We start from the raw sequence: 14,855 nt of genomic DNA on the forward strand, positions 1-14,855 counted from the left end.
TGAACGTTTTCAAGTAATAAATTAAAGCAGTTGACAGCGATATGAGTCTTTTTAGAAAAATTTTTGGTTCAATTAATCCGGCTTCTGAGGAAGATAAAGAAAGTGAATTTAGTAAAACCAATGCTGATAGCACGATCTCTATAGATGAAAAATTTATCAGTAATTTTAAAAAAAATGGAGGTAAGTTTTTATACTGTGAAAATCCAGAGGAAGTAAAAGAACACTTTGAAAATATTCTTGAAGAGAATGACTGGTTCGAAAGTGAAGTTTTATGCTATGAACCAGAACTTTTCAGTATGCTTGAGGATAATAAATTAAGTTTCTCTAAACCAAAAAATCCTTCATTTTTACTGGCCAGTTGTGAAAATTTAATTTCTGAAGAAGGATCTATATTGTTTTCTTCAAAACAAATTAAGCAAGACAAACCAAACGAATTACCCACAAACATTATAATTTTAGCAAATACAAGTCAAATTCTTGAAGCCAAAAGCGATGGACTTAGCGCTATAAAAAAGAAATATGAAAGGGACTACCCTACTAATATTACTACTATAAAATATTTCGAAAAAGCCAAAGAAGAAGACTTCACGCAATACGGAAGTTCTGCAAAAAATCTTTATTTATTGCTTTTAGAAGATCTGTAAGATGAATGAAACTCTAAAACGAGGTATATCGGGAGCTGTTTATATCCTATTATTACTTGCTTCTATTTTATACTCTACTGAAAGCTTTTTTATTCTTTTTGGTATTTTTCTACTTATTGCCATTTATGAATTTTGTAATTTAATTCAAATACATAAAATTTTACCGGTTCTTTTTGGTGCAACCTTGTATACAGCTGTTACTTTAGTAAGCCATTATAATAAAATCACTACGGATACCCTCAATCAGCTATTTAATTCTAATTTAGAAATTTCAATAAACATACAGCAACTAGATGTTGTTTTATTGGTTATAGCGTTAGTTGTATCTATAAAATGTATCCTTTTCTTATTTTATGATAACATTCAAAAAATAAGCACTTCATCAAAATACTTGTATTTACTAGGTTACATCATATTACCTTTTGTATTTATTACTAAAATTTCATTTGGAATAAATGACTATAATCCCAAAATTATAATTGGATTATTCATCTTAATATGGACTAATGATACCTTTGCTTATATTATTGGGAAATCAATAGGCCGAACCAAATTATTTGAAAAAATATCGCCCAAAAAAACAATTGAAGGGTTCTTAGGCGGAATCATTTTTGCTATTTTAGCCGGTTATTTGATCTCAAAGTACTACATAAAAGCCAACCCTGAATTTAGTGAACGATCCATACTAATCTGGACTTCAATAGCTGTTATTGTTGGAATTGCAGGTACTATAGGAGACTTAATTGAATCTAAATTCAAACGAATTGCCGATGTCAAAGACAGCGGAAAAATAATGCCTGGTCACGGAGGCATCCTAGATCGACTAGATAGTGTTATATTTGTAGCACCAATTATATTTTTATTTTATCAAATTTTAAACTATGTTTCATAAAGAAGGAACCCAATCTATTTTATTAGGCACTATTTTTACTGCCGTTGTGCTCTTATTGTCTGATAATTTCATAGACACCATCTGGCTCAAAATGGCCATACAAATAGCAGCGCTGTTGCTTTTGATCATCATACTGCAATTTTTCAGAAATCCAAAAAGAACCGTAATCATCACTGAAAACCAAATTCTTGCGCCAGTAGACGGTAAAGTTGTGGTTATTGAAGAAGTGTATGAAAGCGAATATTTTAAAGACAAACGTTTACAAATATCCATCTTCATGTCGCCCATTAATGTGCATGTCACCCGTTATGGATTGAGCGGAATTGTAAAATTCAGCAAATACCATCCTGGGAAATTTTTAGTAGCATGGCACCCAAAAGCAAGCGAGGAAAACGAAAGAACTACAATTGTCATCGAAAATAAAACCTTTGGTGAAGTACTATACCGTCAAATTGCCGGAGCCTTAGCCCGAAGAATCGTAAATTACGCTGAAGAAGGAATGCAGGTTATTCAGGGAACTGATGCCGGTTTTATCAAATTTGGCTCACGAGTAGATCTCTTTTTACCATTAGGAACAGAAGTTAATGTTGAATTGAATCAAAAGGCAATTGGAGGTAAAACTATTATTGCTACCAAAAGATAATGAATGAAAAAGAATTAGAGCTACAATTTCTGGAAGCTGTAAAAATAGCTTCATCGATGACACAGGCATCTTTACCGCAAGATGTTCAATTGCGACTTTATGCCTTTTACAAACAAGCTACTTTTGGAACTTTAGATCTAAAACAAACTTCTACTTACCATTTGAGAGATGCTTTTAAAACCAATGCATGGATGCAAATCAGCCACCTTACCTCAGATGAGGCCAAAAAACAATACATAGAAACTATTTATTCTTTGTTAAAAAAATAGTATTATTATGAAAAAATTATATTTTTTAATTCCAGTTATACTGCTACTGATTGGCATAATTTCTTGTAATAAAAAAAAATTTACCGAAGTCGTTGAAGTTCCCTTACCTACGACCGAAGAGAAAGTATTAACCGGAATTCCGGAGGACGTAAAGGCTAATGAAGGTTCTTTTCAACTGGAAAAACTTCCTTACGGGTACAATGCATTAGCCCCAAACATATCAGCTACTACTTTAGAAATCCATTATTCCAAACATTATTTGACTTACACTAACAATTTGAACAAGGCTATTTTAGGAACTCCACTTGAAAATCTGACAATTGAGGAAGTATTAAGTAAATTAGATCCAAATGACCCCACACTTCGCAACAATGCAGGAGGTTTTTACAATCATTCTTTGTATTGGAAATGCATGACGCCAAAAGGGGGAGGTCAACCATCAAATGCATTGGCTGAAGCAATTACCAGAGATTTTGGTTCATTTGAAAACTTTACCACAGCGTTTAAAGTTGAAGCGACAAAACAATTTGGCTCCGGTTGGGCATGGTTGATTCTAGATAAATCCGGAAAATTACAAGTAACCAGCACACCTAATCAGGATAATCCCTTGATGCGTAATGCAGTTGTTCCCGGAACTCCAATATTAGCTTTAGATGTATGGGAACACGCTTATTATTTAGACTACCAATACCGAAGAAAAAATTATATTGATGCTTTTTTTAATGTAATTAATTGGAAAAAAATAGAAGAAAATTATGATGCTGTAACAAAAAAATAGTATTCGTTTGAGCTAAAAAAAGCTGATATAAATTTATATTAGCTTTTTTTTATCCTTTTGCTAACTAAAAATCCTTTACAATTGATAAATAAACGATTCTGAAGGTGCTATTGTAATTTTCGCGTTTCCTTCACCATTGAATACTTTCAGCTCAACAGAACTTTTATGGTATAATTGATCCGTAAGTGTATAATTTCCGTCTTTCAAATTCCATTTTTGGATTACATCTGAAGGGATTTTTAACTCGAAATTGCTAGTAGTAAGCCATGAAAAATTAGTGATAACGATTAATTTTTGCGTATCAGACCAGCGTGTGAATGCATAAATTCCAGAATCGTATCCTTGAGTCATATGGCGATTCACCGTTTGTATTTCTTGGTATTTCCCCATTAAAGCAGTACTATTCAAAGAGAAATTCAATAATTTTTTATAAAAATCTCGCAAGTCCTTTTCATCCTGCGTTAACTGACCACCATCAAATTTTCCTCCGCTCATCCAGCGTTGGTGATTGGGAACACCTATATAATCAAAGATTGACGTTCTGGAATGGGTACCAAATCCAGCATTTTCATTTCCAGCCTCTCCTACTTCCTGTCCAAAATAAACCATCGTAGGCGACGTACTTATGGTTGTAGAAACCACCATCAAAGGCTTCCCTTTTTGTGGCGTTCCCGCAAATTCCGGACTTGCTAAACGTTGTTCATCATGATTGTCCAGAAAATGCAACAGGTGATGCTCAATATCTGAAATTCCGTTTTGGATGTCAGATAAGCCATCAGGCAAAGCTTTTCCTTGAATGATATCTTTCAATTTATCATACGTTTCTACTTTATCATACAAATAATCCATTTTACCCAGATGAATATAATTTCTATATTCTTTAGGATTGTAGACTTCGGCTAATAAAAAAGCATTCGGATTATTTACTTTAATGGCTGAATTCATATAACTCCAAAATTCATACGGCACCATTTCGGCCATGTCAAATCGAAAACCATCGACTCCTTTTGCCGTCCAATACAAGGCAATGTCTTTGAATTTATCCCAAGAGTTTGGAACATCTTTTCCTTTCCAAAAATCGAAATGTTCCTGATAGGATTTGGAATCAAAACCAGTAGGAAGTTCCGGAAAATCTTTGGAACCATCCGGACGAATACCGTAATTTACTTTGATGGTTTCATACCAGTCATTTCGATCTGGTTTTGCCATACGAGAACCATTCCCAGTCCATTTTGCTGGACTTTCTACAAATTTTCCATCAATTAACAGATTCTTTTCTCCATTTAATGGCTTGTCTGTGTCAGGGATTTCAAAGTGTGTATTTGGAATATAATAAAAATTATTGTCTCTTTTGTATTCAACGGTCGTGTCATCATCCGCACCAAAATCTTTGACACCAACCGGATTACTTTTTCCTTCATACTTTCGCGCAATGTGATTGGGAACAATATCGATAATCACCTTTAATCCAGCTTGGTGAGTTCGCACAACTAAAGCTTCAAATTCCTGCAAACGATTTTCAGGATTTACAGCCAAATCTGGATTCACATTGTAGTAATCTTTTACGGCATAAGGAGAACCGGCTCGTCCTTTGACCACTTCCGGATCATCATTAGAAATTCCAATAGCGGAATAATCTCGAATCACAGCATGATGCGGAACTCCGGTGTACCAAATATAAGTAACTCCCAAATCCTTTATTTCCTTTAAGGCCGTATTTGTAAAATCGTTGAACTTTCCTACTCCATTTTCTTCAATGGTTCCCCAAGGCTTGTTGTTCGTATTTTTATTCCCAAATAATCGGGTAAAAACCTGATACACCACTTCTTTTTTATGGGAAACTGACTCCTTTTGTTCCGTATTCATTTTTAACTCTTTCGTTTTACAGGCTGTCGCCAAAAGCACTACGCTTATACCGGCAACAATAGTTGTTTTTTTCATCATATAAAATTATTTATGCTGATTTTAATTCTTTTGATACTAAAATGAATATCAATTTTTAAATTTAATATTTTTTAAATATAAAGAACTCTATATTGTTTGAAATTATATAATCATCTCTCCATTAGAACAAACTACAACGAAGGAGTTGCCGCATTTGTTGATAACTTTAAAAAGGAAAAGTCATCGTTTATCATGCACTTTTGACTAATTATAAATAAATCCTAATATGGATTAGGATTGTATCCTTTTTCATAAATTTGACAAAAATTAAATCCATTGAAAAAATCGTTTTTTTTCCTTCGTTATTGTTTCATACTGTTCACTGCTAATTTAGTTTTGGCGCAAGCCCCAAAAAAAATTATTGTAGAAAACTCAGATTTTGCCGATGTAAATCAGGTAGAAATACCGGATGCATTATTGCTGATTGGGAACGTACGTGTCAATCATGATGGCGTGATAATGACTTGTAATAAAGCGTATTATTTTCAAAAAGAAAACTACATCAAGGCTTTTGGCAATGTTCAAATGGTGCAAGGTGACACTTTATTCCTAAACAGTAAATATGCGGAATACAATGGAAATGTAAAAAAAGCCTATGCTTCCGGAGATGCCGTAATGAGTTCCCCTGATGCGACTTTGGTAACAGAGATTATTAATTTTGACCGAAACACTCAAGAAGTATTTTACGATACGCCAGGAACAATTACCAATAAAGACAATACGCTAAAAAGCAATTCAGGAAGATATTATGTGAAACAAAAGAAATTCCAATTCCTTACAGCTGTTACTATTACTAATCCAACCTATGTAATTAAATCAAATCACTTGGATTATTTCAGTAATTCCGGGCATTCGTATCTTTTTGGACCATCCACAATTACCAGTAAAGCCAATTATATATATACCGAAAAAGGATTTTATGATACCAAAAAAAATCTGGCTCATTTCCTGAATAAATCGTACATCAAATACGATGATCGGGTGATTAAAGGCGACAGTTTGTACTATGATCGAAACCGGGAATTTGCATCGGCAACGCGAAACGTAAAAATAACGGATTCCATCAATCGCGGAATTATAAAAGGGCATTATGCTGAGGTGTATAAAAAACTGGATTCTATGTACGTAACCAAAAGAGCTGTTGCAGTGAATTTTGTCGAAAATGACTCGGTTTACATCCATGGAAAAAAATTAATGGTTACTGGAAAAGAAGGAAACCGAATTATCAGAGCGTTTAACAATGTCCGGTTTTTCAAAACTGATATGAGCGGAAAATGTGATTCGATTCATTCAAGTTCTAAAACAGCGTTGACCAAAATGATTGGAAATCCAATACTTTGGAACGCAGAAAACCAAATCACAGGAGATGTCATGCATCTCATAGGAGACAACAATACCCAAAAACTAGATTCGCTCAAAGTACTCAACAACACGTTTATAGTCTCCAAAGACACGATAGGAACTGGATACAATCAAGTAAAGGGTCAAAATCTCTATGGGAAATTTAAAGAAGGAAAACTCCATGATGTTGATATTATAAAGAATGCCGAAGTCATTTATTACATGCGCAACGAAGCTCAGGAACTCATTGGTATCAATAAGAATGTAAGCAGCAAAATCAATCTTATTTTAGAAGAAAATGCGATAGAAACTATCACGTTTTTCCAGCAAGTGGATGGCGATATTTATCCAGAGAAAGAGTTGCCAGAAAATGCCCGTATCCTAAGAGGACTGCTTTGGCGAGGAGAGGAACGAATAAAATCCAAGGACGATATTTTTCCTGCCGAAGAAAATGAAGACAACGATAAAATAGATAAAGCAACTAAAGCGGCAGAGGCCAAAGAGGATATTCCTATGAAAATCCGAAAAGAAACCCTGAATTACGATAAGAAGAAGAAGAAGAAGAAGTAAGTCAGCAGTGAGCAGTCCCGACACTTCGGGAGCAGTATTCAATCACCGTTCTGTCAATTTAACAAATAAAAGATTAAACAAATAACCGTGAATCCAGATTTCTTAAAATACCAAGCACAAACCTCACCATATCCATTGGGCATGGAAGTCTCACATGCTATAGGTTCTTATATTTACGATACGAACGCTAAGAAATACTTGGATTTTGTGGCGGGAGTTTCCGCATGCACATTGGGACACCAACATCCTAGAGTCAATCAAGCCATAAAGGATCAGTTAGACAAATATTCTCATGTTATGGTCTATGGCGAATATTCACAAAGTCCGGCGGTTCAGTATTGCAAATTGTTAGCCTCGCTCCTGCCCGCACCTTTAGATAAAACTTATTTGGTCAATTCAGGAACCGAAGCCATTGAAGGTGCTTTAAAACTAGCTAGAAGAACTACCGGAAGAAGCCAATTGATTTCGTGTCATAACGCATACCATGGCAATACAATGGGTGCTATGAGCGTCATGGGATTTGAAGAACGCAAACAAATTTTTCGTCCATTGATACCTGATGTTGATTTTATTACCTTCAACAACGAAGCCGATTTACAAAAAATAACCACTAAAACGGCTGGAATTATTCTGGAAACCATTCAAGGTGGTGCTGGATTTATTCAGCCAAACGATGATTATCTCAAAAAAGTACGCGAGCGCTGCACAGAAGTGGGTGCAATGATGATTCTCGATGAAATCCAACCAGGCTTTGGGAGAACCGGAAAACTCTTTGGATTCCAAAATTATGATGTTGTTCCTGATATCGTAGTTATGGGAAAAGGAATGGGAGGTGGCATGCCTGTAGGTGCTTTTACGGCTTCATCAGCAATGATGGATTTGTTGAGCGATAATCCAAAACTGGGTCATATCACGACTTTTGGAGGCCACCCTGTCATTGCGTCAGCCTGCTTGGCTACTTTGCAGGAAATTACCGAGACCAATCTCATGGATGAGGCGATGGAGAAAGAAAAGCTATTCAGATCACTTTTGGTACATCCTTTGATACAGGATATAAGAGGAAAAGGATTGATGCTGGCTGCAATGACCCAAAGTGCCGATATAACAAACGAAGTGATTCTTAAATGTCAAGACAAAGGACTCATTTTATTCTGGTTATTATTTGAAGATTGCGCCATAAGAATTACGCCACCGCTTACCATTTCTGAACAAGAGATACGAGAAGGTTGCAGCATCATATTAGAAGTAATGGATGGAATAATGATTGAAGAAAAATGATTAACGATTTTTGATAGCAGAAGTTGTACTATTGGATACATATTGAAATACCTATTCAAAACAATTAAAAAAATTGGGAGCTATTCCTGCTATCCGTTTTAATCTTTTACTTTTTGTCAGCAAAAAGCAAAAGGATTTCCACTCTTATCAGGGCTAGGGCATACGTTTAAACTACCTCTTTTTTTGTTAATTAAATTGTTCACAACAATTCCAACTTTCCCTCGCAGTACACGCACGATTCCCTAAATTTATTTAGGCCAAATTAAAAACACACAGTATGCAATTAAGCAACGAAGAAGAAGACTATAACTTATCATTGTCTAAATTTGAGTCCATGTTGAAAACCAACAAAGTACTCTTTTTTGACTCCGAAGAATTTGAAGAAATTATTCTTCATTACCTCGATATGGGTAAGGCCGCTTTAGCAAAAAAAGCACTCAAACTGGCATTAGAACAGCACCCAAAATCTACCGGACTAAAATTAGTTCAGGTGGAAATGCTAGTTTATGACGACAAACTCGAACTAGCCGAAAAGCTATTGAACGAGTTGTATGCCATTGAACCAACCAATGAAGAAATTTACATTCAAAAAGCCAATATCTGCTCCAAAAGAGACCAACACGAAAAGGCGGTTGAATTATTACAAACCGCGTTAAAATACACAGATGATTATGCTGATGTCTATAATTTAATAGGCATGGAATATCTTTTTATGGACAATCTTGAACTGGCAAAAGAAAGCTTCATCAAGTGTTTAGAAGAAGATCTGGAAGACCAATCCGCTTTGTATAACGTAGTGTATTGTTTTGAATTTTTAGATCAAAACCAAGAAGCGATTACTTATTTAAATAAATACATTGACAAAAATCCATACAGCGAAATTGCCTGGCACCAACTGGGCCGTTTGCATTATGGTGTAAAAGAATATGAAAATGCGATTCGTGCCTTTGATTACGCTACTTTAATTGATGATGAATTCCTTGGTGCTTTCATGGAAAAAGCAAAAGCTTTTGAACGATTAAAAAAATACGAGAAAGCCATAGAAAGTTATAGCAGAACTATTGAATTAGATGATGCAACTTCGTATGCGTTACTTCGAATGGGAAAATGTTATGAAAGATTAGGGAACAAAGCTTTAGCCTTAAAATATTTCAATCAAACAGTGCATGAAGATCCACTCTTAGATAAAGGTTGGATTGCCATCACGGATTTTTATGTACGTCAAAAAAATTACCAAAAAGCATTATTTTATGTCAATAAAGCATTAGCGATTGACAACCAAAATCGCTTGTATTGGAAACGCTTTGCGACTATCAATAAGCAAATGAACTTCTTTGAAGAAGCTGAATTTGGATACAGGAAAGCAGTTGAATTTGGCGATACTGAACTTGACACCTGGTTATTCTGGGTGGATATTCTACAATTTTTAGGAGAATTCGAAAGTGCCATTCAAACCTTATTACAAGCTTCAGAATATTTTCCGGAAGAAAATGAAGTTGAATACCGCTTAGCAGGATTGTATTTTATGCTAACAGATAATACAAAAGCAAAATTCCATTTAAGCAATGCCTTACGATTAAATTTTGATAATTACATCCTTTTAGAAGATTTATTTCCAGTAGTTTGGGCCAAAAAAATGGTGCAAAACTACATTGCAAAACATAAAAAAAAATAATGACAGAAACAGTTAGAAAACGTTTTGGGTTACTGGGTCGCAATATTAGTTATTCTTTTTCTAAAGGATATTTTACCGATAAATTTAACAATGAAAATTTTACTGGTTGCACCTATGAAAATTTTGATATTCCAGAAATAACAGCACTTCCAGAGATACTAAAAAACACTTTAAATTTAAAAGGGTTAAGTATAACTATTCCATACAAGGAGACCGTCATTCCGTTTCTGGATAAATTATCTAAAAAAGCGGAATTAATTGGCGCTGTAAATACCATCAAAATCACCAAAAAAGGAACGTTGAAAGGGTATAATACCGATTATTATGGTTTCAAAAAATCATTAGAACCCCTGTTGCAACCGCACCACAAAAAAGCCTTGATTTTAGGCACAGGAGGAGCTTCTAAAGGAGTTGCTTTTGCTTTGGATGAACTGGACATTCCTTATACTTTTGTGTCGAGAGAAGCTAAAGAAAATGCGATTGAGTATAACCGAATCAACGCAACAACATTCGACAATTACCAAATCATCATCAACTCGACTCCAGTAGGAACAAGTCCAAATGTGGATGCGTTTCCATTGATCCCGTATGAGTTTTTCACAGGAAAGCACATTGCATTTGACTTGATTTACAATCCTGCAGAAACACAATTCCTAAAAAAAGCCAAACAGCAAGGAGCACAAATCAAAAATGGTTTGGATATGCTTATTTTTCAAGCAGAGAAAGCGTGGAAAATCTGGAATAAATAACTAAGAAGTTTATTTCTTGTCAAATCGAGCGTAATCAAGATTATTGTATTAGCTCTCGCTTAAATTAATTAATTAATTAAAATTTCTATCGGTCGTCTCGTTTTAAAACAGCCATTTTACTGTTTTAAAACGAGACGATTTTTTTATATCAGCAATTTAAAAGGCAGATTGAGGTTTCCCGTAAAATAACTGATTATTAAATATGTTAATTTGATTGATAATCAAATATTTGCAATTAATTTAACGGCTTAAATTATGATCAAAAGAACAATTCTTATCGAAAATAAATCCTCAATCACGACAAAAAACCAACAGCTAATACTAAAATCAGAAATAAGAGAAAGTACCATTCCAATAGAAGACATTGGTTTTCTGGTACTCGATCATGCTGAAATTTATCTGAGTATTCCTGCTATGAACTTAATTGTAGAAAATAATACTGCTATTATTATTTGTGGTAGCAACCACTTACCCAATGGAATGTTACTCAACCTCAACAGCCATCACATTCAGCAGGAAATATTCAAAAATCAAATCGAAGCTTCAATTCCTCTGAAAAAACAACTATGGCAACAAACTATTATTGAAAAAATTAAAAATCAAGGGGAATTGTTAGCAAAAATAACTGAAAATAAAAATACGTTTGAGTTTCTGGCTAGCAAAGTATTAAGCGGTGACACCACAAATATGGAAGGAGTTGCTGCACAACAATATTGGAAAAATTTTCCGTTACCTAATCATGAAAAAAATGGCATAAAAAGAGAACGTTATGGTGATTATCCCAACAATTTTTTAAACTACGGGTATGCTATTTTAAGAGCCGCTACAGCTAGAGCACTTTCCGGAAGCGGATTATTGAATACACTTGGTATTCATCATAAAAGTAAATACAATGCTTTTGCACTTGCTGATGATATTATGGAACCTTTTCGTCCCATTGTTGACGAAAAAGTTTTTGATATTATGAACCGGTATCAAGAACAAGAACTAAACACCGCAATAAAAGCAGAACTATTACAAATGCTGACACAAACTGTTTATTTCAAAGAAGAAAAAAGCCCTTTAATGGTAGGATTGCAAAAAACGGCTAGTTCGCTCCAGCACTGTTTTACAGGTCACCGAAAAAAAATTAAATATCCTAAATTATGGAACTTAACGGATACCGAATAATGTGGCTGTTCGTGTTTTTCGATTTGCCTACAGAAACTAAAAAAGACAAAAGGAATGCCTCTCAGTTTCGAGGAAATCTCTTAAAAGATGGCTTTAGCATGATGCAATTTTCAGTTTATATTAGGCATTGTGCGAGTGGAGAAAGTGCTGATGTTCATGAAAAACGCATTAACCGACTCGTTCCTTCGTTAGGAAAAGTTAGTGTTTTACGTATTACCGACAAACAATTTGGAATGATTATCAACTATTTAGGAAAAGCCAAACAGGAAAATAGTAATGCCCCAACACAGTTGGAATTGTTTTAAACAATAATTTTATTTTTCAAAAAGCTCATCTGTATTCCACCTCTCAGGATTTGTTTCGATATAATTATAAATTCTTTCATAAGACCCATCGTTTCTAATTATATGATCATGAAAAGAACGCTGCCAGGCAAAATCAGACAAACCGGCTAAATGAATTTGTTTTGATGAGGTCGTTTTATAAGCACCAATTAGTTCCGATACTGATTTTATTTTTATTTCACAATCAGATATCAAATTACTATCAATTTCCAAAATTGCGTGGACATGATTCGGCATTACTATAAAAGAATGTAAAATAACATACGCATACTGATTATCCAACCAATTCCATTGTTTTTGTGCAATAGAACCATATTCATTCCATTCCATATACGGATTCATTGGCTCGTGTACGGACAGGTCGCGACCTGTTCCTGCCGTATTAACATTCCCAAAACAACATTTTCTATCTTGCACACAAATCGTAACGAAATATAAATTATTTTGCGAATAATCATATCCCAGCATTCTATTTCGCTTTCTATTTTTCATTATTTTTTCTTTTTCATAATTAGTACGGACAGGTCGCTACCTGTCCCTGCCCTATTCCAGCCCTATTCACATTCCCAAAACAACATTTCCTATCCTACACACAAATCGTAAAAAAATATAAATTATTTCGCGACTAATCTCTAACGTACGGACAGGTCGCGACCTGTCCCTGCCCTATTCACATTCCCAAAACAACATTTCCTATCTTGCACACAAATCGTAAAAAAATATAAATTATTTTGCGACTAATCTCTAACGTACGGACAGGTCGCGACCTGTCCCTGCAGATTGCACTAAAAATTAATCATTGAATCTTGCCTCTTACTATGATTCTACTACCATTTATCGAATTTTTATTGATAGAAATAAAAAAATGCCTCAATATTGGGATATCAATCCAAAAAAGAGGCGTTTTTTTATACGACATTCACCCATATTCCTTTGATAATTAGAAGGTAACAAGCCAACTAATATCGTGTTTTCTAATCTTTAATCAAACCACAACTAGGTTTGTAGTTCCTTTTATTTGGGAAACAATATCGTGTTTTCTAATCTTTAATCAAACCACAACTCTTGAAAAATGGTTTTCCAAAACAGATTAATATCGTGTTTTCTAATCTTTAATCAAACCACAACCCGTAAAAACCAATACTGATCCTAACGGTAAATATCGTGTTTTCTAATCTTTAATCAAACCACAACTAATTGACGTGATTGAGTTGAATAGCCAATAATATCGTGTTTTCTAATCTTTAATCAAACCACAACCAAATGGATTAGATTTAAACACTTTGACAGAATATCGTGTTTTCTAATCTTTAATCAAACCACAACAGCCCAGCATAAGCAAGCTGTTTATGATAAAATATCGTGTTTTCTAATCTTTAATCAAACCACAACCCTTTAAAACCGTTCCTTTTTATAATTTGAATATCGTGTTTTCTAATCTTTAATCAAACCACAACCCATCTATGAAAACTAAATAATCAACATCGAATATCGTGTTTTCTAATCTTTAATCAAACCACAACTTCAAAGATACGCTTAATTATTACATATATAATATCGTGTTTTCTAATCTTTAATCAAACCACAACTATCAATTCTTTTATAGAAATAACAATCTTAATATCGTGTTTTCTAATCTTTAATCAAACCACAACCAATTATCTGGCTTCTTGTTTCTAGTGGCTAATATCGTGTTTTCTAATCTTTAATCAAACCACAACCAAACAATAGTGATTTGAATGTAGATGAAAAATATCGTGTTTTCTAATCTTTAATCAAACCACAACCTGCAGCCGTGCTACCCATAGTATATGTGTAATATCGTGTTTTCTAATCTTTAATCAAACCACAACAACGATATTCTGGTTTACTTTTTAATCGAAAATATCGTGTTTTCTAATCTTTAATCAAACCACAACTGAAAGCTACTGCATCCCTGCTGGGCGGATGCCATACCTTTCAGTTGTGGTTTGGCTGTTTAAGACAATGAAAAACTGTATGTCAAAGAACCTTTAAAAATCTTGTCTTCCTATAATTGCCATTATTTCTATTTCATTGGCATTAATTTATAAAAATAGTATCCACTCCACAAATACAATATCTATAACCTTGACGAAAACGAATAGCTTCAGGAAATAGATATGAATTTGATGCGATTTTTGAAAAGCAATCAAAAAACATTTCATAATATTTATTAACTTGAAGAAATCCTAAACGACCAATTCCATATTCAAAAATTCGAGTCAAATCTTCCCTGCTTGTATATTAAGTTTATAACTAAATATTTAGTTTTTTCTTAATTTCTGCTAATAATTCCTCTTTTGTTTTGGTGCTAAATCCGCTTTTTTCAGCTCTATCTAACTTCATTCGAACAAATTCAACATACTCATCTCGATCACGAGCTTGCTTGATTAAATAATTTACCGCTTCACTTTTGCTGGTAAATTCTTCGTTGGCAACTTGTTGTTTTAACCATTCATCATTTTGATTGGCTAAAGTGATACTTTGTCTAGACATGATAAAATTATTTAGTGGTGTAAATATACACCGACCTTTCA

14 protein-coding genes and 1 CRISPR repeat array are annotated in these 14,855 nt (G+C 34.1%); of the genes, 11 read left to right on the forward strand and 3 right to left on the reverse strand.

Annotation, left to right across the window (positions count from 1 at the left end):
• The first annotated feature begins 41 nt into the window (after nt 1-41).
• The 5 genes from EKL97_RS05100 to EKL97_RS05120 are packed head-to-tail and all read left to right on the forward strand — an operon-like array spanning nt 42 to nt 3,226.
• A complete protein-coding gene (locus tag EKL97_RS05100; protein WP_126460560.1) occupies nt 42-644 on the forward strand; it encodes an LUD domain-containing protein in 603 nt (200 codons plus the stop codon).
• Nucleotide 645: 1 nt separating this feature from the next.
• A complete protein-coding gene (locus EKL97_RS05105) occupies nt 646-1,536 on the forward strand; it encodes a phosphatidate cytidylyltransferase (protein WP_126561711.1) in 891 nt (296 codons plus the stop codon).
• The gene (locus EKL97_RS05110) at nt 1,526-2,179 is read left to right on the forward strand and encodes a phosphatidylserine decarboxylase family protein (RefSeq protein ID WP_126460552.1); all 654 of its coding nucleotides are present in this window, start codon (nt 1,526-1,528) and stop codon (nt 2,177-2,179) included. The genes EKL97_RS05105 and EKL97_RS05110 overlap by 11 nt, the downstream gene beginning before the upstream one ends.
• The gene (locus EKL97_RS05115) at nt 2,179-2,448 is read left to right on the forward strand and encodes an acyl-CoA-binding protein (RefSeq protein ID WP_126460549.1); all 270 of its coding nucleotides are present in this window, start codon (nt 2,179-2,181) and stop codon (nt 2,446-2,448) included. Before EKL97_RS05110 ends, EKL97_RS05115 begins: the two co-directional genes overlap by 1 nt.
• 7 nt (nt 2,449-2,455) lie before the next feature.
• Nucleotides 2,456-3,226: a superoxide dismutase gene (locus EKL97_RS05120; protein ID WP_126460546.1), complete on the forward strand. Its 771-nt coding sequence runs from the start codon at nt 2,456-2,458 to the stop codon at nt 3,224-3,226.
• Nucleotides 3,227-3,301: 75 nt separating this feature from the next.
• On the opposite strand, the gene EKL97_RS05125 is transcribed toward EKL97_RS05120, so the two are convergent.
• The gene (locus EKL97_RS05125; RefSeq protein WP_126568343.1) at nt 3,302-5,170 is read right to left on the reverse strand and encodes an alpha-amylase family protein; all 1,869 of its coding nucleotides are present in this window, start codon (nt 5,168-5,170) and stop codon (nt 3,302-3,304) included.
• A 276-nt stretch (nt 5,171-5,446) separates the two neighbouring features.
• Here EKL97_RS05125 and EKL97_RS05130 point away from each other — a divergent pair, with 276 nt between their 5' ends.
• From EKL97_RS05130 to cas2, 6 genes are all read left to right on the forward strand, one after another.
• A complete protein-coding gene (locus tag EKL97_RS05130; RefSeq protein ID WP_126568344.1) occupies nt 5,447-7,081 on the forward strand; it encodes an OstA-like protein in 1,635 nt (544 codons plus the stop codon).
• An 87-nt stretch (nt 7,082-7,168) separates the two neighbouring features.
• A complete protein-coding gene (locus tag EKL97_RS05135; RefSeq protein ID WP_126460537.1) occupies nt 7,169-8,359 on the forward strand; it encodes an aspartate aminotransferase family protein in 1,191 nt (396 codons plus the stop codon).
• 277 nt (nt 8,360-8,636) lie between these two features.
• Nucleotides 8,637-10,034 carry a tetratricopeptide repeat protein gene (locus tag EKL97_RS05140; protein WP_126460534.1) on the forward strand — a complete coding sequence of 466 codons (1,398 nt, stop codon included), beginning with the start codon at nt 8,637-8,639 and terminating at the stop codon, nt 10,032-10,034.
• Nucleotides 10,034-10,783 (forward strand): shikimate dehydrogenase family protein, encoded by a 750-nt coding sequence (locus EKL97_RS05145; protein WP_126460530.1) that lies wholly within the window; start codon nt 10,034-10,036, stop codon nt 10,781-10,783. The genes EKL97_RS05140 and EKL97_RS05145 overlap by 1 nt, the downstream gene beginning before the upstream one ends.
• A gap of 255 nt (nt 10,784-11,038) precedes the next feature.
• Entirely contained in the window at nt 11,039-11,953 is a 915-nt protein-coding gene (gene cas1, locus EKL97_RS05150) for a type II CRISPR-associated endonuclease Cas1 (protein WP_126460527.1), read from the forward strand.
• Nucleotides 11,929-12,258: a CRISPR-associated endonuclease Cas2 gene (gene cas2, locus EKL97_RS05155; RefSeq protein WP_126455227.1), complete on the forward strand. Its 330-nt coding sequence runs from the start codon at nt 11,929-11,931 to the stop codon at nt 12,256-12,258. Before cas1 ends, cas2 begins: the two co-directional genes overlap by 25 nt.
• Nucleotides 12,259-12,267: 9 nt before the next feature.
• On the opposite strand, the gene EKL97_RS05160 is transcribed toward cas2, so the two are convergent.
• On the reverse strand, nt 12,268-12,789 hold the full coding sequence (locus EKL97_RS05160) for a transposase (RefSeq protein WP_126568346.1): 522 nt from the start codon (nt 12,787-12,789) through the stop codon (nt 12,268-12,270).
• A 469-nt stretch (nt 12,790-13,258) separates the two neighbouring features.
• Nucleotides 13,259-14,216: a CRISPR direct-repeat array (repeat unit 36 nt; unit sequence AATATCGTGTTTTCTAATCTTTAATCAAACCACAAC).
• Between the two features lie 358 nt (nt 14,217-14,574).
• Nucleotides 14,575-14,814, reverse strand: a complete 240-nt coding sequence (locus EKL97_RS05165; RefSeq protein ID WP_126568348.1) for a type II toxin-antitoxin system ParD family antitoxin — start codon at nt 14,812-14,814, stop codon at nt 14,575-14,577.
• Between the last annotated feature and the right edge of the window lie 41 nt (nt 14,815-14,855).

Origin of the sequence: Flavobacterium sp. LS1P28 (genome assembly GCF_003970335.1) — a bacterium.
Lineage (GTDB): Bacteria > Bacteroidota > Bacteroidia > Flavobacteriales > Flavobacteriaceae > Flavobacterium.

Coding starts and splice junctions, on each gene's coding strand:
- cas2 (WP_126455227.1), top strand. CDS start 11,929: ATGGAACTTAACGGATACCGAATAATGTGGCTGTTCGTGTTTTTCGAT.
- EKL97_RS05110 (WP_126460552.1), top strand. CDS start 1,526: ATGTTTCATAAAGAAGGAACCCAATCTATTTTATTAGGCACTATTTTT.
- EKL97_RS05105 (WP_126561711.1), top strand. CDS start 646: ATGAATGAAACTCTAAAACGAGGTATATCGGGAGCTGTTTATATCCTA.
- EKL97_RS05160 (WP_126568346.1), bottom strand. CDS start 12,789: ATGAAAAATAGAAAGCGAAATAGAATGCTGGGATATGATTATTCGCAA.
- EKL97_RS05145 (WP_126460530.1), top strand. CDS start 10,034: ATGACAGAAACAGTTAGAAAACGTTTTGGGTTACTGGGTCGCAATATT.
- EKL97_RS05165 (WP_126568348.1), bottom strand. CDS start 14,814: ATGTCTAGACAAAGTATCACTTTAGCCAATCAAAATGATGAATGGTTA.
- EKL97_RS05100 (WP_126460560.1), top strand. CDS start 42: ATGAGTCTTTTTAGAAAAATTTTTGGTTCAATTAATCCGGCTTCTGAG.
- EKL97_RS05125 (WP_126568343.1), bottom strand. CDS start 5,170: ATGATGAAAAAAACAACTATTGTTGCCGGTATAAGCGTAGTGCTTTTG.
- EKL97_RS05140 (WP_126460534.1), top strand. CDS start 8,637: ATGCAATTAAGCAACGAAGAAGAAGACTATAACTTATCATTGTCTAAA.
- EKL97_RS05120 (WP_126460546.1), top strand. CDS start 2,456: ATGAAAAAATTATATTTTTTAATTCCAGTTATACTGCTACTGATTGGC.
- EKL97_RS05115 (WP_126460549.1), top strand. CDS start 2,179: ATGAATGAAAAAGAATTAGAGCTACAATTTCTGGAAGCTGTAAAAATA.
- cas1 (WP_126460527.1), top strand. CDS start 11,039: ATGATCAAAAGAACAATTCTTATCGAAAATAAATCCTCAATCACGACA.